Here is an 18,043-nt window from a genome sequence, read left to right on the forward strand (position 1 = left end):
GACGCACCGCGTGCCGACCCGCAGCGGCTGGTGCGGACGACGCGCGGCCCCATGTGATCCCGCATGGGACGACGCCCGCCCACGATCGCGCTCGTCCCCACCCTCGACACGCAAGAACGCGAGAATCCCTTTCATGCCGTCACTGTTCGATCCGATCCGCCTCGGCGCGATCGACGCTCCCAATCGCATCCTCATGGCTCCGCTGACCCGCGGCCGGGCCACCCGCGAGCACGTGCCGACGCCGATCATGGCGGAATACTACACCCAGCGCGCCGGCGCCGGCCTGATCATCAGCGAGGCCACCGGCATCAGCCGCGAAGGCACCGGCTGGCCGTTCTGCCCCGGCATCTGGACCGACGAGCAGGTCGCCGCCTGGAAGCCGGTCGTGGCCGCCGTGCATGGCGCCGGCGGCCGCATCGTCTGCCAGCTCTGGCACATGGGCCGCATCGTGCACCCGGCCTTCCTCGACGGCGAGAAGCCGGTCTCGGCCTCCGCGACCACCGCACCGGACCAGGCCCATACCTATGAGGGCAAGAAGCCTTACGAAGAAGCGCGTCCGCTCGGCCTCGACGAGATCCCGCGGCTCCTGGCGGATTACGACCGCGCCGCGCGCAACGCGATCGCGGCCGGCTTCGACGGCGTCCAGATCCACGCGGCGAACGGCTACCTGATCGACCAGTTCCTGCGCGACGGCACCAACCTGCGCGACGACCGCTACGGGGGTTCGGTGGAGAACCGGGTCCGGCTGCTCGCCGAGGTCGCCAGGACCGTGGCCGACGCCATCGGCAAGGAGCGTGTTTCCGTGCGTCTGTCGCCCAACGGCGAGATCCAGGGCGTCGACGATTCCAACCCCGAGGCCCTGTTCACCGCAGCGGCCGCTGCCCTGGCGGAGGTCGGCATCGCCTTCCTCGAACTGCGCGAGCCCGGCCCGAACGGCACCTTTGGCACCGCCAACCGCCCGCCCGTGGCCCCGGCGATCAAGCGTGCCTTCGGCGGTCCGTTGGTGCTCAACTCCGACTACGACGGCCCCAGGGCGCAGGCCGCGCTGGATGCGGGCGAGGCCGATGCTATCGCCTTCGGTCGCACCTTCCTCGCAAACCCCGACCTGCCGAAGCGACTGGCGGAGGGCGCTGCCCTCAACAAGGACGATGCCAAGACCTGGTACAGCCAGGGCCCCGAGGGCTACGTCGATTACCCGACCCTGGGACGGGCCGACGCGGCCTGAACCGACCGGTCCGGGCGTCGCCCTGAACACGTGATACGGTTCCCGCTTGATCCAAGCGGAAACCGTATCACCGAGCCCGCGCGGCGCCTGAGCGAAGCCCATGTCCGCATCACGAAGTGATCACCCGGAAATGGTATGAGGTGATCGACCCAGCCGTTATTGTATCGTTTCGTACAATGACGGCCGGACTTTGGTGACCGTTTTGCTAACGATGGCGCCGGACCTACGCCATTTGGTCTAGCCCTCCATTCAGCGCGCGGCGACTCGTGTAAGCTCGACCGCAAGTGAAGCTATCGCAGGCCGCATTTCGGGCCTATGGACGGTTGTCCAGCGAGGGTTCAGAGGTTTGAGTTCGAACGACCCCTGTCTATCGGCTGTCTGTCATTGGGCGGAGAACGATCGGCTCGCGCATCTGCGCGACCTGAAGATTCTCGATACCGTTCCGGAATCGGTCTACGACGACATCGTCGCGATCGCGGTCCGCGTCACCGGTGCGCCGATTGCCCTCGTCAGCCTGGTCGACGAATTCCGCCAGTGGTTCAAGGCCCGCGTGGGCTTCCCGGAGGCGGAGACGTCACGACAGGTCTCGATCTGCGCCCATGCGATCGAGAGCGAGGCGCTGCTCGTCATCCCCGACCTGACCCTGGATCCCCGCACGCGCGACAACCCCTTCGTGACCGGCCCCCAGGCCCTGCGCTTCTACGCCGGCGCTGTCATCCGCACCTCCGGTGGCTTGCCGCTGGGAAGCCTGTGCATCCTCGACGCCGCGGCGCGCCCCGACGGGCTCACCGACATCCAGGCCGACGTGCTGTGCGCCCTGGCCCGCCAGGTCGCCACCCTCATCGAGACCCGGCGCATCCGCGAGGAGGTGGCCGCGCAGGAAGCGGAACTGGCCGCGAGCGAACGCCGGTTCCGCGTCATGACCGCGGCCATGCCGCAGATGGTCTGGACCACGCTGCCGGACGGCTTCCACGACTTCTACAACGACCGCTGGTACGAGTTCACCGGCGTGCCGGTCGGCTCCACCGACGGCGAGGGCTGGAACGGCGTGTTCCACCCCGACGACCAGGAGCGGGCGTGGTCGCGCTGGCGCCACAGCCTCGCCACCGGCGAGCCCTACGAGGTCGAATACCGCCTGCGCCACCGGTCCGGCGCCTACCGATGGACGCTCGGCCGGGCGATGCCCCTGAGAGACGCCGAAGGCCGCATCGAGCGGTGGTTCGGGACCTGCACCGATATCGAGGATCTCAAGCGGGCCGAGGGCGAGGCCCGCAAGCTCGCCGCGATCGTCGAGCAATCGAAGGATTTCATCGGCATCGCCGATACCTCCCTGGCGATGCTGCACGTCAATGCCGCGGGCCGACGCCTGGTCGGCCTGCCCGACCGCCAGGCCGTGACGGGCATGGAACTGCGGGATTACTTCACGCCATCGAGCCAAACGACGATCGAGGCGGTCGTCCTGTCCGCGGTCCGGCGCGAGGGCTGGTGGGAAGGCGAACTGACGTTCAGCCACGTCGTCACAGGCGAGGAGATCGCCGTCCTGTGCACCGTCTTCCCCGTCCACGACGACGACGGGGTGCCGATGGGCTACGCCACCGTGACCCGCGACCTGCGCGAGCGCAAACGCGCCGAGGAAGCCCGCGATCTCCTGATCAAGGAACTGTCCCACCGGATCAAGAACATCTTCGCCGTGGTCGGCGGCATCGCCGCCCTGTCCGGGCGGGGCGATCCCACCGCCAAGCCCTTCGTCGAGGCGTTCCGCCTGCGCCTGGGTGCCCTGGCGCAGGCGCACGAATACGTCCGCCCGCACTCGCCGGCCAGCGCGCCCTCGGTGGGCGATCAGACCGTTCTCGGCCTGATGCGCCTGATCATGGCCGCCTACAGCGACGAGGGCCGCGCCCGCGTCGTGATCGAGGGCGACGACGTCGCGATCGGCGACAGTTCGGCAACCGCGCTCGCCCTGATCATGCACGAGCAGGCCACGAACGCCATGAAGTACGGCGCCCTGTCCACGCCGGGGGGGCGCGTCACCCTCACGGGCCGCCTCGTCGACGGGACCTACGAACTGACCTGGGCCGAGACCGGCGGGCCGGTGGTGACCGGCCCGCCGTCGCGGCGGGGCTTCGGCACCCTGCTGGCCGAACGCAGCGTCGCCGGACAACTCGACGGCACCCTGCACCACGACTGGGCGCCTGGAGGCCTCGTCATGCACCTGGGCGTTCCCGCGGCCAACCTGCGGCATTGACCGAATTCGGGACGGGCATGAGCCCGATGGCGCGGTGTGGCGACGACAACCTCGCCCACGGGTCACGCCCGGCTTCGGCGCGGCCCTACGGTCTCGTGGCGTTCGATTTCGACGGGACCCTGGCCGACAGTTTCCCCTGGTTCTGTGGCGTCCTCAACGACGTGGCCGCCCGCTATCGCTTCCGGGGCGTCGCGGAAGCCGACCTCCATACGATGCGCGGCATGGATGCGCGGGCCATCGTTCGCCACCTCGGCATCCCGGCCTGGAAGCTTCCTTTCGTCAGCCGGCACATGAAGGCGCTGGCGGTGCGCGATCGCGCCGACATCGGGCTGTTTCCCGGCATCGCACCGATGCTTCGGACACTGGCCGGAGCCGGGATTCCACTGGCCGTCGTCAGCTCGAACGGCGAGGGCACGATCCGCACGGTGCTCGGGCCGGAACTCGCGGAAACGATCCGGTATTTTGCTTGCGGCGCCTCGCTGTTCGGCAAGGCCAAGCGTCTCGCCGAAACGGTCCGGCGGGCGGGCGAGCCCGGTACGGCGACACTCTATGTCGGCGACGAGATCCGCGATCACGAGGCGGCCACGGCGGCCGGCTGCGACTTCGCGGCGGTGAGCTGGGGTTATACGCGGGCCGATACCCTGGAGGCGCGACACCCGGCCTTCGTCTTCACGAAACCGACCGACATCCCGGCGGCCGTTATCCCGCATTGACGCGCCAAACCGGCGACGACGACGGGAGGGCGTCGAACCCTCGCGTCGTCCCGTCGACGGGACGGATCAGAGGCCGCTTCTGGCGCCCGGGACGATGCTGGTGCCGCTGCCGCTGCCGAACGGCTCGTAGCGGGTGAGGCCGCGGAAGAGCTGGCTGAGGAAGGCGCGGTCGGCGCCGCTGGATGGGGTCGTCCGCTCGATGAAGTCGAACACCCGGCCGTCCTGGAGGCCGTACAGCGCCACGCGCTCGACCTTGAAGCCGGCGTTGAAATAGACCGCCGTGACCTTCTGGTCCTCGACCTGCTCACCGAGGAACAGCACCGTGCGGCGGGTGTTCTGGGTGATGTAGTACCAGGACTTGTTGCCGACGGTGGAAACGGTCGACGGCGTGCCGAGGATCTGCAGGACCTGCTCGGCGCTCATCCCGGGCTTCACGGTGGCGAGCGCAGCTTGATCGATCTGGTATCCATGGCGGATATCCTCACCGATGCAGCCCGATACGCCGAGACCGACGAGGCCGACGACAGCGAAACGGGCGAGCGACGAAACGAGACGGCGCGACATCGACCACCCTTGATCTTGAACAACTGAACGCATCTTCGGTGCGGTGTAGGTAACCCGGTGACGACCGGGAGCCCTTGCACCTTGACCGTTCGTTGCCGTACCGCGGGGTTATGGTTTTGACAAGGCAAGCCCGGACACAGCCCTCCGCCCAAGCGCAGGCGCGATGGACCCACCATTGCGGGCAGGGGACCCGATCGTGATCTGGCGCTTGTTCAAGCGTGAGGCGCCGCGGGGGCTGGCCGTCGAGACGCTGCACCGGCGCATCAACGACGCCTCGCGCCAGCCCGGGCTCTATACCGGCCTCGGCGTGCCCGACACGGTCGAGGGCCGGTTCGAGTGCCTGTGCCTGCACGTCATCCTGGTGCTGCGGCGACTGGAGACGCTGCCCGAGCCCGCCGCCGATGTGGCGCAGGATCTCGTCAATGCGGTCTTCCTGCAGCTCGATTCGTCGTTGCGCGAACTCGGCGTCGGCGACTTCGGCGTGCCCAAGCGCATGAAGAAGCTCGGTGCCGCCTTCTACGGACGGGCCGAGACCTACGGCGCTGCTCTGGCGACCAAGGACGGTGAGGCGCTCGCTACGGCGCTGGCCCGCAACGTCATCGGCACTCCCGAACCCGGGGACGGGGCCGGCCTGGCACGCTATGTCCTGGCCGCGGCCGCCGCCCTGGAGGGGACGGACCTCGACGCCCTGCTCGCGTCGGGGCCGGGTTTTCCCTCGCCCGACGCCTTCACCGACCAGACGGGTGCGCCATGACACGTCACGACCACCCGCCACGCCACGACCGGACCAGGGACCCCAAGCCCGGCCCGCTCTCGCGCCCGACCCGCGTCGATCGCCTGCGCAAGGAGGGCAGCGAGGTGATCGTGACGGCGACACCAGCTGAATGCCTGGCGCTGGCGGACGACTTCAAGATCCCCGCGATCCGCGACCTGGTCGGGCGGTTTCGCGTCGCCGGCCCGTCCTCGCGCCTGATCGTCACCGGCACCGTGACGGCGCTCGTCACCCAGACCTGCACGGTGAGCCTCGATCCGTTCGAGGCGCCGGTGTCGGAGCCCGCGGAAGTGGTCTTCACCGACACCGACATTCTCGCGGGCACCGATGCGGAGGAGGTCGACGTGCCCGACCCCATCGTCGGCAACACCATCGATTTCGGAACCCTCACCGCCGAGTTCCTGGCGTTGGGCCTCGACCCCTATCCGCGCAAGCCCGGCATCGCCTTCACCCCCGTGATCGAGGACGCCGAGCCCGGACCGTTCGATCCCCTCGGGCAGCCTCCGGGGCGGCAGGACTGAGGGCCGGCGCGGGGCTTCGCGCGCAAGGCACCGCAGATTTCGTTTGCCCGGTGGGCCCGGATCGCTATTTTCCGCCCCGCCGAGCAGGGCCCCGCACGATGCGGCGCCTCCATCCCGCCCTTGACGACCGGGGCACCCCTTCGCACGAGGCCACCGGCCGGATCCGTCATGTCACAACGCGTGTGCATCTCCCTCGACGCCATGGGCGGCGACCACGGTCCCGCGACCGTCGTCCCCGGCGCGGGCCTCGCCCGCGAGCGACATCCGGAGATGACCTTCCTGATGTTCGGCGACGAGGCCGTGCTGGCGCCGCTGGTGGCGGCCGAGCCCCGCCTGAAGGGCGCCGTCGAGATCCGCCACACCACCGTCTCCATCGCCATGGACGAGAAGCCGAGCCAGGCGGTGCGCTCGGGGCGCGGCAAGTCGTCGATGTGGCGGGCGATCCAGGCGGTCAAGGACGGCGAGGCGGATGCCGCGGTCTCGGCCGGCAACACCGGCGCGCTCATGGCGATGTCGAAGATCTGCCTGAAGACCCTGTCCGGCATCGAGCGCCCGGCCATCGCCTGCCTGTGGCCGACGGTGCGCGGCGAGAGCGTCGTGCTCGATGTCGGCGCCACCATCGGCACCGACGCCGAGCACCTCGTCGAGATGGCGCTGATGGGCGCGGCCATGGCCCGGATCGTGTTCGACCTCGACACGCCGACCGTCGGTCTGCTCAACGTCGGCACCGAGGAGATGAAGGGCAACGAGGCGGTCAAGGAAGCCGCCCGCATCCTGCGCGAGTCGCCGCTGCCGGGGCTGACCTACCATGGCTTCGTGGAGGGCAACGATCTCGGCCTCGGCACCGTCGACGTCGTGGTGACGGAGGGCTTCACCGGCAATATCGCCCTCAAGACCGCGGAAGGTACGGCCAAGCAGATCGGCACCTACCTGCGGGCCGCCATGAGCCGCACGCTCTCGGCCAGGATCGGCTACTTCTTCGCCCGCCAGGCCTTCAAGGCCCTGCGCGAAAAGATGAACCCGAGCCGCGCCAACGGCGGCGTCTTCCTCGGGCTGGAGGGCATCGTCATCAAGAGCCACGGCTCGGAGAACGCGCAGGGCTTTGCGGCCGCCGTGGACCTCGCCCACGACATGGCCCGTCACGACCTCATGCGCACGATCCGCGACATGCTCGACCTGACGCCGACGGCGGCCTCGGCGTGAGGGCGCCCCCGATGCAGGAGCGGATGCGATGACGATCCTGCGTTCCGTGGTCGTGGGCGGGGGCTCGGCGCTGCCGTCGCGCTGCGTCAGCAACGCCACGCTGGCCGAGACCGTGGACACCTCCGACGACTGGATCGTCCAGCGTACCGGCATCCGGCAACGCTACCTCTGCGGCCCCGGCGAGACCACCTCGGTCCTGGGCGCAAGGGCGGCGCGGGCCGCCCTCGACGATGCGGGTCTGACCCCCGACGACATCGATCTCGTGATCTGCGCCACCTCGACGCCGGACCACACCTTTCCCTCGACGGCGACGCAGATCCAGGCGGCGCTCGGCATCCACCAGGGCTTCGCCTTCGACCTTCAGGCCGTCTGCGCCGGCTTCGTCTATGCGGTGACCACCGCCGACAAGTTCCTGACCTCGGGGTCGGCCAGGCGCGCGCTGGTCGTCGGCGCCGAGACCTTCTCGCGCATCCTCGACTGGGAGGACCGGACCACGTGCGTCCTGTTCGGCGACGGCGCCGGCGCCATCGTGCTCGAAGCTCAGGACGGGCAGGGGACAATCGCGGACCGCGGCGTGCTCGCCTCCAGCCTGCGGTCCGATGGCCGCCATCGCGACAAACTCTACGTCGACGGCGGTCCCGGCTCGACCGGTACCACCGGGCACCTGCGGATGTCGGGCAAGGAGGTGTTCCGATTCGCCGTCGGCTCGGTCACCGACGTGATCCTCGACGCCTTCAATGCCACCGGGACGACCGCGGACGATCTCGACTGGTTCGTGCCGCACCAGGCCAACCGCCGCATCATCGAAGCCTCGGCCGACAAGCTCGGGATCGCCCGCGACAAGGTCGTGCTGACGGTGGACCGGCACGGCAACACCTCGGCGGCCTCGATTCCGCTGGCCCTGGACGTCGCCCGCAAGGACGGGCGCATCAAACCCGGCGACCTCGTGATGATCGAGGCCATCGGCGGCGGGTTCACCTGGGGCGCCGCGCTGATCCGCTGGTAAGGCCAAGGCTTTCTGTTGACCCGGGCCGGGCGGGCGATTAGCGTGTCCGATCATAGAGATACGTGTCAAACGTAGAAACGGCCCGGGGACGGATTCATGAGTGGGAAGACGGTCACACGCGCCGATCTGAGCGAGGCCGTCTATCAGCAAGTCGGCCTGTCCCGCACTGAATCCTCGGCCCTCGTGGAGACGGTGCTCGCCGAAATCTGCGCTTGCCTCGCGCAGGGAGAAACGGTCAAGCTGTCCTCGTTCGGATCGTTTGTGGTGCGCAGCAAGGGCCGGCGCATCGGCCGTAATCCGAAGACCGGCGTCGAAGTCGAGATCGAGCCGCGCCAGGTAATGGTGTTCAAGCCCTCCAACGTGCTCAAGGCCCGGATCAACGGCATGAACGGCGCGGCGGATCACGACGAGGAGTGAGCGACCATGGCGCTGGCGGCAACCCGGGATGGCGTTGACGGATCGGAGAAGAGCGCCGGGGCCTTCCGCACGATCAGCGAGGTCGCCGACGAACTCGACGTGCCGCAGCACGTCCTGCGCTTCTGGGAGACGCGTTTCACCCAGATCAAGCCGGTCAAACGGGCAGGCGGGCGCCGCTACTACCGGCCGGAGGATGTCGATCTCATCAAGGGCGTGAAGCGCCTGCTGCACGGGCAGGGCTACACCATCCGCGGCGCCCAGCGCATCCTGAAGGAAGGCGGCGTGCGCTTCGTCCAGTCGATCGGACGCGGCGAGGCCGAAGCGGCGGCGCCGGCGGTGCGCGACGCGGACACCGGCGAGGATGGGTCGGACGCCCCCACGTCCATGACCGCCACGGACCGCGCCCTCCTGGAAGACGTGCTCGCAGATCTTCAGGTCTGCCGCGACAGGCTCGTCGCCCTGCGGCTCCCGCCGGAGATGGATCTGCAGGACCTGATGCTGCCGGACGTCGCCGCGCAATCGTGATTCCCGCCCGGTTTCGAGGCAATCTGCTTCGAGTCTTCCGTCGACCTCGGGCATCCGTGCCCCGGCGGAGGGCAGCCTGCCCAACCGATCATCGTCCGCCGCAGAGCGGACGGCCCTCGACGCTCCCCCTCGCGCTCCCCACATCACGGGTGTTGGGGCGCGACCGGGCCGGGACACTCCGGATCTCATCGGCGCGCCCGCACCGGAGTGTCATCCCGATGTTGATCCGTTCGTCCGCCATCCTCCTCGCAGGCCTCGCCCTGTCGGGCCCCGCCTTCGCCCAGACCACGGTCACCCGCAGCGAGAGCGTGGCCAGCGGCAAGTCGGTCAGGCTCGCCATCGTCCCGAACCTGAAGAAGGATTGCTCGGCCGGCCCGATGCCCGAGATCCGGGTCAGCGGCGCCCCCAAGAACGGGTCGCTCGTCACCAAGGTCGGCAAGATCAAGACGCCCGCGAGCTATCGCTGCCCGGGCAAGGACGCCGCCGTCCAGGCCGTCTTCTACGAGGCCAAGGCGAATTACACCGGCGCCGACGAGGTGGTGGTCGACATCAAGGATTCGGACGGCCAGGTGCAGACCCAGACCATCAAGATCACGGTGGGACCCGCCGCCGCCAAGACGGGCGGTGACGCCAAGAAGGAGGGGACCGACCTCTGAGGACGACGGACGGAGGGGGTGAGGCCGGGAACCGTACCGGCCTCGCTCCCATTCGATCGCGGGCAGGGCGTCAGGCGTGCACCTCCGCGATAGGCCGGCGAGCGATGGGTCGGCGATCCGACACGGCCGCCCTCGAGAGGTCGTGCGAGGGGAAGCCACGCACCGGCGGCCGGGCCCGGTGGTTCGGGCGCTCGGCCCAAATTCGGCCCCGTGTGGCCGTCATCACACGGGGTGTCCCGGCCTCCATCGCACTGCGACAAATCTGGGCCTGTCAGTTGCATCAGAGGCCAGACAGGATGAAGCTGCGAATGTCGTGAGGGGATCGGAGAGCCCATGCCGTCGACGAACGACCTTTTCCAGAGCTTTGCACGGGGCTACGAGGCCCGCCGCGATACGGAGATGAGCCTCTCCGACTATCTCGAGGCCTGCCGCGACGAACCCCTGATGTACGCCTCCGCCGCCGAGCGCATCCTCGACGCGATCGGCAAGCCGGAGTTCGTCGACACCGCCAAGGACGCCCGCCTCGGCCGCGTCTTCATGAACCGCACCATCCGGGTCTACCCGGCCTTCTCGGAATTCTACGGCATGGAGGAGACGATCGAGCGGATCGTCTCGTTCTTCCGCCACGCCGCGCAAGGGTTGGAGGAGCGCAAGCAGATCCTCTACCTGCTCGGCCCCGTCGGCGGCGGCAAGTCTTCGCTGGCCGAGCGCCTCAAGGCCCTGATGGAGGTCCATCCGGTCTACGTGCTCAAGGCCGGCAACGAGGTCTCGCCGGTGTTCGAGAGCCCGCTCGGCCTGTTCGACCCCGAGGTGATGGGGACCGAGATCCAGGAGCGCTACGGCATCCCGCGCCGGCGCCTCACCGGCCTGATGAGTCCCTGGGCCCTCAAGCGCCTCGACGAGTTCAACGGCGACATCTCGCAGTTCAAGGTGATCAAGGTCCGGCCGTCGCGCCTGCGCCAGATCGCCATCGCCAAGACCGAGCCCGGCGACGAGAACAACCAGGACATCTCCTCGCTGGTGGGCAAGGTCGATATCCGGCGGTTGGAGACCCTGAGTCAGGCCGACCCCGATGCCTATTCGTATTCGGGCGGCTTGAACCGCGCCAACCAGGGCGTCCTCGAATTCGTCGAGATGTTCAAGGCGCCGATCAAGATGCTCCACCCCCTGCTGACGGCGACGCAGGAGGGCAACTACGTCGGCACCGAGAACATCGGCGCGATTCCCTTCACGGGCATCATCCTCGCCCACTCGAACGAGTCCGAGTGGCAGACCTTCAAGACCAACAAGAACAACGAAGCCTTCATCGACCGCATCTACGTCATCAAGGTGCCCTACTGCCTGCGGGTGACGGAGGAGCAGCGCATCTACGAGAAGCTTGTCTCCGGCTCGGAATTGTCGGCGGCTTCCTGCGCACCGGGTACACTGGAAATGCTGGCTCGGTTCTCTGTGCTCTCGCGCCTTCGCGAGCATGCCAATTCCAATGCTTTCTCGAAGATGCGGGTCTACGACGGCGAGAGCTTGCGCGAGGTCGATCCCCGTGCCCGCTCGATGCAGGAGTACAAGGATTCCGCCGGCGTCGACGAGGGCATGGACGGGATCTCGACCCGTTTCGCCTTCAAGGTGATGGCGGCGACCTTCAACCACGACACGACCGAGGTCTCCGCCGACCCCGTCCACCTCATGTACGTGCTCGAACAGGCCCTTCGCCGCGAGCAGCTGCCGCCCGAGACCGAGAAGCGCTACCTCGAATTCATCAAGACCGAACTGGCGCCGCGCTACGCCGAGTTCATCGGGCACGAGATCCAGAAGGCCTATCTCGAGTCCTACCACGACTACGGCCAGAACCTGTTCGACCGCTACATCGACTACGCGGACGCCTGGATCGAGGACCAGGACTTCAAGGACGCCGAGACCGGCCAGCTCCTCAACCGCGAACTCCTCAACCAGGAGCTCACCAAGATCGAAAAGCCGGCCGGCATCGCCAACCCGAAGGATTTTCGCAACGAGGTCGTCAAGTTCGCCCTGCGTTCACGGGCGCAGCACGGCGGCCGAAATCCGTCGTGGACGAGTTACGAAAAGCTGCGCGAGGTGATCGAGCGGCGCATGTTCAGCCAGGTCGAGGAACTGCTGCCCGTCATCTCGTTCGGCTCCAAGAAAGACGGCGACACCGAGAAGAAGCACGGCGAGTTCGTGGAGCGCATGGTGGCGCGCGGCTACACCGAGCGGCAGGTTCGCCGCCTCGTCGAATGGTACATGCGCGTGAAGCAGGCCGGATGAGGACGGCTTCCGGACGGCTCCCTGCAGGGGACCGTCCGGACGACCGGGACCCGCGGCACTCCTGGGGCGAGGGCGAAGAGACCGGATGCACATCGTCGACCGTCGACTCAATCCGGGAGGCAAGAGCCTCCCCAACCGTCAGCGCTTCCTGCGCCGCATCAAGGACATGGCGCAGCGTTCGGTGCGAGAATCGGCGCGCGAGAAGGACATCAAGGATCTCGGCAAGGATGGCCGCGTCACCGTGCCGGTGGACGGGGTGCGCGAACCGCGCTTCAGCCGCCAGTCCGGCAGCGGGTTGCAGGACCATATCCTGCCGGGCAACCGGACCTACGTGGAGGGCGACCGTATCGAGCGCCCACCCGGCGGATCGGGTGGCGGCGGCTCGGGGGAGGGCGGCGACGGCAACGAGAACAACGAGGACGCGTTCCGCTTCGTCCTCACACGCGACGAGTTCCTGGAACTCTTCCTCGAAGACCTCGAGCTGCCCGACCTCGCCAAGCGACGGCTCTCAGTGGTGGAGACCGAGGGCCTGCGCCGGGCCGGCTACACGGTCTCCGGCTCGCCCGCCAACCTCGCCCTGACCCGCACCCTGCGCAACTCGATGTCGCGGCGCATCGCCCTCAAGCGTCCGAAGCCCGACGAGATCGCGGCCCTGGAAGCGCAGATCGCCGAGGCCTTCGAGACCGACCCCGGCCTGCCCGATCTCAGGCTCGCCCTGGAGGCCCTGCGCGAGCGCGCCAAGCGCATCCCCTACGTCGACCCCCTCGACCTGCGCTACCGCCGGTTCGAGACCTATCCGCGCCCGGTGGCCCAGGCGGTGATGTTCTGCCTCATGGACGTCTCCGGCTCGATGACCGAGCACATGAAGGACCTGGCCAAGCGGTTCTACATCCTGCTGCACATCTTCCTGACGCGCCGCTACCGCCACGTCGAGATCGTCTTCATCCGCCATACGGACAAGGCGACGGAGGTGGACGAGGAGACGTTCTTCGGCTCGCGCGAGACCGGCGGCACGCTGGTGTCCTCGGCGCTCGTGGAGATGAAGCGGGTCATCACCGAACGCTACGACCCCAACGACTGGAACATCTACGCGGCGCAGGCCTCGGACGGCGACAACGTCTCGAGCGACGCGCCCACCGCCACCGACCTCCTGCGCGCCCACATCCTGCCGGCCTGCCAGCACTTCGCCTACCTCGAGGTCGGCGACGAGAACGGCCCGCGGGCCGGATTCGTCGAGCACCGCACCACCCTGTGGCGCACCTACGAGGCCCTGGCGAAATCCGGCGGCGCCATCGCCATGCGCAAGGTCAACCACCGGCGCGAGATCTATCCGGTGTTCCGCGAACTGTTCGGGCGCAAGGATGCACGTACGGAGGCGGGGGCATGACGGGGACGGCACCAAGACACGTCTCGGGTGGAAACATTTCAGGTGCGCAGCAACCCCTGTTCACCGGCAACGACTGGGATTTCGACACCATCCGGCGCATCCACGACGCCTGCGAGGCCGAGGCGGCCGCGCTCGGGCTGTCGTGGTACCCCAACCAGATCGAGATCATCACCGCCGAGCAGATGCTCGACGCCTATGCCTCGATCGGCATGCCGCTGTTCTACAAGCACTGGTCGTTCGGCAAGCACTTCGCCCAGCACGAAGCCGGCTACCGCCGCGGCCTGATGGGGCTGGCCTACGAGATCGTCATCAACTCCGATCCGTGCATCTCCTACGTCATGGAGGAGAACACGGCGACGATGCAGACGCTCGTCATCGCGCACGCCGCCTTCGGCCACAACCACTTCTTCAAGAACAACTACCTGTTCAAGCAGTGGACCGACGCGGAAGGCATTCTCGACTACCTCGACTTCGCCAAGGGCTTCATCACCCGCTGCGAGGAGCGCTACGGCCACCAGGCGGTGGAGCAGGTGCTCGATGCCGCCCATGCCCTGATGAGCCAGGGCGTGCACCGCTATCCCCGCAAGAAGCGCCCCGACCTCGCCTCGGAACAGCGGCGCGAGCGCGAGCGGCTGGAGCACGGCGAGCAGATCTACAACGACCTGTGGCGGACCCTGCCGCAGAAGGTCGCCGGTGTCCGGCCCGACGTGGCGATGGAACGGCGCAAGGCGCTGCTCGAACTGCCCCAGGAGAACATCCTCTACTTCCTGGAGAAGGCGGCTCCCCGCCTGCGACCCTGGCAGCGCGAGATCCTGCGGATCGTGCGCCTGGTGGCGCAGTACTTCTATCCCCAGCGCCAAACCAAGGTTATGAACGAGGGCTGCGCGACCTATTGCCACTACCGGATCATGAATAGCCTCTCCGAGAAGGGGCTGATCACCGAAGCGGCCTATCTCGAATTCCTGCAGTCGCACACCAACGTCATCCGCCAGCCGAACTACAACGAACGCGGCTACGGCGGGCACAACCCCTACGCCATCGGGTTCGCCATGATGCAGGACATCGCCCGCATCGTGGAGCAGCCCACCGACGAGGACCGGCAGTGGTTCCCCGAGATCGCCGGCACCGGTGACGCCATGGCGACGTTGCGCGATATCTGGGCGAACTACCGCGACGAAAGCTTCATCGCGCAGTTTCTCAGCCCCAAGCTCATGCGCGACATGCGCCTGTTCCACGTGGTCGACGACCCCGACGAATCCGAGCTGCGGGTGGCGGCGATCCACGACGAGCGCGGCTACCGCAAGCTGCGCCGCTCGTTCGCCCGGCAGTACGACGTCGCCTGGCTCGACCCCGACATCGAGGTGATCGACGTCGACCTCGAAGGGGACCGCCGCCTCATCCTCCACCACAAGGCCCTGAACCGCATCACCCTGCAGAAGGACGACGCCAAGCGCGTGCTCCAGCATCTCGCCGATCTGTGGGGTTACGACGCCGTGCTCAGGGAGATCGATCCGGCCACCGATGCAGTCCTGGCCGAACACAACGCCAGCGCGCGGCCGATCTTCTTCTGAGGGCCGCGCCCGTCAGCGGGCATCGAGCAGGGTGTCCGGCCGGGCCGGCGTCAAAGGCCCCTGCGAGCCGGGCAGGAGCCCGCTGTCGATGAGCCAAAGCAGGGCCATCACCCCTGCGATCAGCGTCGCCAGCGAGGTCAGGCGGCCGATGTCGCGCCGCCGCACCAGCATGAGCACGAGGACGGCGAGCAGCGCGAGGCCGAGGAGCACCGTCAACATGGGCGAGCAACGCCGGTCACGCGACACCCCGGCGCAGCCCGAGTCGGTGTCGCCGGCGGTCGCTCGGTGATCGTCATGCCCACGCCATCCTGATCCCTCGCAACGACTACGGTTCCGTGATGCCGCACGGCTCGCCTCCCGGCAACCGCCCCGAATTGGCGCGGCCGGCGACGACCTGCAGCGAAGCGGCCTTCGGTTGACTCCGCCCTCGGCCTCGTGCGCCTCTGGCCGAGGCGGGCGAGGGGCTCCGCATGAGCGGTACCGGCCACATGCTCGATCTCGCGACGCGGGTGCACAACCACAACTTTTCCATCGACCCGGTGGTGCGGTCGCTGCTCGACACCGATTTCTACAAGCTCCTGATGGCACAGACGATCTTTCGGCGACACCGCGACGCCGACGTGACCTTCGGGATCCAGAACCGCAGCCGCAGCGTCCGGCTCGCCGATTTCGTCGATGCCGGCGCCTTGCGCGAGCAGCTCGACCACGCCCGCTCGCTGCGCCTCAGCCGCGGCGAGTCGACCTGGCTGCGGGGCAACACCTTCTACGGTCGCCGGCAGATGTTCTCGTCCGACTTCATGGAGTGGTTCGAGGGCTTCTCCCTGCCCGAGTACGAGCTCGAGGCCCGCGACGGGCAATACGTCCTCACCTTCCACGGCCCGTGGATCGAGACGACGATGTGGGAGGTGCCGGCGCTGGCCATCCTCAACGAGCTGCGCTCGCGCGGCGTGTTGCGCAGCCTCGGCAAATTCGACCTGCAGATCCTCTATGCGCGGGCCATGACCCGGGTCTGGGAGAAGATCGAGCGCCTCAAGCGCCTGCCCGGTCTGTCGATCGCGGATTTCGGGACCCGGCGACGGCACGGATTCCTGTGGCAGGACTGGTGCGTCGAAGCGATGCGCGAGGGCCTGGGCGAGGCCTTCCTCGGCACCTCGAACTGCCTCATCGCCCTGCGCCGGGAGGTCGAGGCGGTGGGCACCAACGCCCACGAGCTGCCGATGGTCTATGCGGCCCTCGCGGACGGCGACGCGGCGCTGGCCCGCGCGCCCTACGACGTGCTCGCCGACTGGCAGCAGGATTATGCCGGCAATCTCCTCGTCATGCTGCCCGACACCTACGGCACCACCGGCTTCCTGGCCGAGGCCCCGGACTGGATCGATGCCTGGACCGGCATCCGCATCGACTCGAAGGAGCCCATCGCCGGCGGCGAGGAGGCGATCGCCTGGTGGCGGTCGCGGGGCTGCGACCCGCGCGAAAAACTGGCGATCTTCTCCGACGGCCTCGACATCTCCACCATCGAGGCGATCCACGCCCATTTCCACGGGCGCATGCGGATCGGCTACGGTTGGGGCACCCTTCTGACCAACGATTTCCGCGAGCTGGCGCCGGAGGGCGGCCTCGACCCGATCTCCATCGTCTGCAAGGTCATCGCCGCCAACGGCCGGCCCACGGTCAAGATCTCGGACAATCCCTCGAAGGCGATCGGGCCCGAGGCCGAGATCGCGCGCTACCGGCGGGTGTTCGGTGTCGGCGAACTGGCGGCGATGCCGGTCGTGGTCTGAACCTTCCTCACGCGGGCGGCGTCTGCACGATGACGCCGTACCAGCCGAGCCCCGCATAGGTCTCGTAGCCGGGCGTGCGGTGGAAGGCGGTGACCGCGCCGGAGGTCGGGCTGCGCGCGGCGCCGCTCGCCTGCGTTCCGGGGGCGAAGGCCAGGGTCTCGGTGAGGGCGCCCTTGCCGTCGGAGGCGGCCAGGACGCGCCTGTCGGCATCCACGAGGAGAACGCGGGTGCGCGCCCTGTCCTCGGGGCTGACGCGCACGCCCTCGACGATGGCCTTGGCCTGCGGCTCCCAGTCGAAATGGACGGCGAGGATGCCCAGCGGCCGGCCGTTGGCGCTTCCGCCGGCGCGGATGCCGGCGCAATAGGTGGCGACCTGGGCGCCGCCGAGCAGGCCCTGCCGGGCGACGTCGCCGGCGACGTAGGCGTCGCCGGCGGGCAGGGCCATCGCCTCGCGAAACCAGGTTTCGCCCGCCACGCTTCGCCCGGTCAGGCCGGGATAGCGGTCGGGGCGGCCATGGGCGACGACCCGGCCGTCGAGGTCGCACAGCCACAGGTCGAGGTAGACCGTATAGGCCCCGAGGATGACCGCGAGCCGCTCCATGGCGTAGGCGATACGTTCCGGCGAGGGCGCGGCGGCGCATTCGACGATGGCGGTGTCGGTGGCCCACCAGCGGACGTCGCAGGTGCGCTCGTAGAGATTGCGGTCGATCAACTCGACCGCATTGAGGGCGAGGTCGGTGAGGCGGGCGTCCTCGGACGCCTGCGACAGGCTCTCGAACCGGCCCTGGAGCCCCGCGATCCTGTCCGAGAGCTCGTCCTCGAGGGCCTTGGCGATGACCTCGATCTCGGCTCCGATCGCCCGCACCTCCTGGGCGACCACGGAGAAGCCGCGCCCCATCTCGCCGGCGCGCGCCGCCTCGATCAGGGCGTTGAGCGCCAGCATCTTGACCTGGCCGGTGATGCCCTGGATGCGGCGGCTCTTGTCGAACGAGATCCGTTTGATCTCGCCGATCTCCTCGGCGATGCCGCGGATGCTCACCCCGGCGGGAGCCGCCTCGGCCGAACGCGCCGCCCTGTCCTCCCTCGAGATCGTCAGTCCAGCCACGGGGTCGCGTCCCTCTTGTGTTTCGTTGCGCGGATTATCCGTGGCGGCGCATTACAGTTTCATAAAGACGGG

At 68.4% G+C, this 18,043-nt stretch carries 17 protein-coding genes; 14 read left to right on the top strand and 3 right to left on the bottom strand.

The features are described from left to right. Nucleotides 1-133 precede the first annotated feature (133 nt). The 3 genes from ASF39_RS12980 to ASF39_RS12990 all read left to right on the top strand — a co-directional run bounded on the left by ASF39_RS12980 (nt 134) and on the right by ASF39_RS12990 (nt 4,183). Entirely contained in the window at nt 134-1,225 is a 1,092-nt protein-coding gene (locus ASF39_RS12980) for an alkene reductase (RefSeq protein WP_056284553.1), read from the top strand. Nucleotides 1,226-1,571: 346 nt separating this feature from the next. Continuing rightward, nucleotides 1,572-3,470: a PAS domain S-box protein gene (locus ASF39_RS12985; RefSeq protein ID WP_056284556.1), complete on the top strand. Its 1,899-nt coding sequence runs from the start codon at nt 1,572-1,574 to the stop codon at nt 3,468-3,470. 17 nt (nt 3,471-3,487) lie between these two features. Then, complete coding sequence (locus ASF39_RS12990; RefSeq protein WP_348271520.1) at nt 3,488-4,183, top strand: HAD hydrolase-like protein; 696 nt, start codon at nt 3,488-3,490, stop codon at nt 4,181-4,183. Nucleotides 4,184-4,249: 66 nt separating this feature from the next. On the opposite strand, the gene ASF39_RS12995 is transcribed toward ASF39_RS12990, so the two are convergent. After that, nucleotides 4,250-4,747 carry an outer membrane protein assembly factor BamE gene (locus ASF39_RS12995; protein ID WP_056284558.1) on the bottom strand — a complete coding sequence of 166 codons (498 nt, stop codon included), beginning with the start codon at nt 4,745-4,747 and terminating at the stop codon, nt 4,250-4,252. Nucleotides 4,748-4,943: 196 nt separating this feature from the next. On the opposite strand from ASF39_RS12995, the gene ASF39_RS13000 reads away from it, so the two are divergent. From ASF39_RS13000 to ASF39_RS13045, 10 genes are all read left to right on the top strand, one after another. Then, nucleotides 4,944-5,501, top strand: a complete 558-nt coding sequence (locus ASF39_RS13000; RefSeq protein WP_056285102.1) for a ubiquinol-cytochrome C chaperone family protein — start codon at nt 4,944-4,946, stop codon at nt 5,499-5,501. Continuing rightward, complete coding sequence (locus ASF39_RS13005) at nt 5,498-6,040, top strand: DUF177 domain-containing protein (RefSeq protein ID WP_056284560.1); 543 nt, start codon at nt 5,498-5,500, stop codon at nt 6,038-6,040. The genes ASF39_RS13000 and ASF39_RS13005 overlap by 4 nt, the downstream gene beginning before the upstream one ends. 168 nt (nt 6,041-6,208) lie before the next feature. After that, nucleotides 6,209-7,243: a phosphate acyltransferase PlsX gene (gene plsX / locus ASF39_RS13010; protein ID WP_056284562.1), complete on the top strand. Its 1,035-nt coding sequence runs from the start codon at nt 6,209-6,211 to the stop codon at nt 7,241-7,243. Between the two features lie 28 nt (nt 7,244-7,271). Continuing rightward, on the top strand, nt 7,272-8,249 hold the full coding sequence (locus ASF39_RS13015) for a beta-ketoacyl-ACP synthase III (protein ID WP_056284565.1): 978 nt from the start codon (nt 7,272-7,274) through the stop codon (nt 8,247-8,249). A 96-nt stretch (nt 8,250-8,345) separates the two neighbouring features. After that, entirely contained in the window at nt 8,346-8,666 is a 321-nt protein-coding gene (locus tag ASF39_RS13020; protein WP_055884521.1) for an integration host factor subunit alpha, read from the top strand. A 6-nt stretch (nt 8,667-8,672) separates the two neighbouring features. Further along, on the top strand, nt 8,673-9,191 hold the full coding sequence (locus tag ASF39_RS13025; protein WP_056284568.1) for a MerR family transcriptional regulator: 519 nt from the start codon (nt 8,673-8,675) through the stop codon (nt 9,189-9,191). Between the two features lie 218 nt (nt 9,192-9,409). After that, nucleotides 9,410-9,847 (top strand): hypothetical protein, encoded by a 438-nt coding sequence (locus ASF39_RS13030; RefSeq protein WP_055884513.1) that lies wholly within the window; start codon nt 9,410-9,412, stop codon nt 9,845-9,847. Nucleotides 9,848-10,180: 333 nt separating this feature from the next. Beyond that, nucleotides 10,181-12,127, top strand: a complete 1,947-nt coding sequence (locus tag ASF39_RS13035; RefSeq protein ID WP_055884509.1) for a PrkA family serine protein kinase — start codon at nt 10,181-10,183, stop codon at nt 12,125-12,127. Between the two features lie 85 nt (nt 12,128-12,212). Further along, entirely contained in the window at nt 12,213-13,514 is a 1,302-nt protein-coding gene (locus tag ASF39_RS13040; protein ID WP_056284570.1) for a YeaH/YhbH family protein, read from the top strand. Next, nucleotides 13,511-15,085 (top strand): SpoVR family protein, encoded by a 1,575-nt coding sequence (locus tag ASF39_RS13045; RefSeq protein ID WP_056284573.1) that lies wholly within the window; start codon nt 13,511-13,513, stop codon nt 15,083-15,085. Before ASF39_RS13040 ends, ASF39_RS13045 begins: the two co-directional genes overlap by 4 nt. 12 nt (nt 15,086-15,097) lie before the next feature. Here the strand turns inward: ASF39_RS13045 and ASF39_RS13050 are convergent, their stop codons facing one another. After that, nucleotides 15,098-15,304, bottom strand: coding sequence for a hypothetical protein (locus tag ASF39_RS13050; RefSeq protein WP_055884498.1), 207 nt, complete (start codon nt 15,302-15,304; stop codon nt 15,098-15,100). Nucleotides 15,305-15,573: 269 nt separating this feature from the next. Here ASF39_RS13050 and ASF39_RS13055 point away from each other — a divergent pair, with 269 nt between their 5' ends. Continuing rightward, entirely contained in the window at nt 15,574-16,866 is a 1,293-nt protein-coding gene (locus ASF39_RS13055) for a nicotinate phosphoribosyltransferase (protein ID WP_056285106.1), read from the top strand. Between the two features lie 7 nt (nt 16,867-16,873). Here the strand turns inward: ASF39_RS13055 and ASF39_RS22580 are convergent, their stop codons facing one another. Further along, nucleotides 16,874-17,905, bottom strand: coding sequence for a methyl-accepting chemotaxis protein (locus ASF39_RS22580; RefSeq protein WP_274533825.1), 1,032 nt, complete (start codon nt 17,903-17,905; stop codon nt 16,874-16,876). Nucleotides 17,906-18,043 lie beyond the last annotated feature (138 nt).

The sequence above is a fragment of the Methylobacterium sp. Leaf108 genome (assembly GCF_001423265.1).
In the GTDB taxonomy this organism is placed as follows: domain Bacteria; phylum Pseudomonadota; class Alphaproteobacteria; order Rhizobiales; family Beijerinckiaceae; genus Methylobacterium.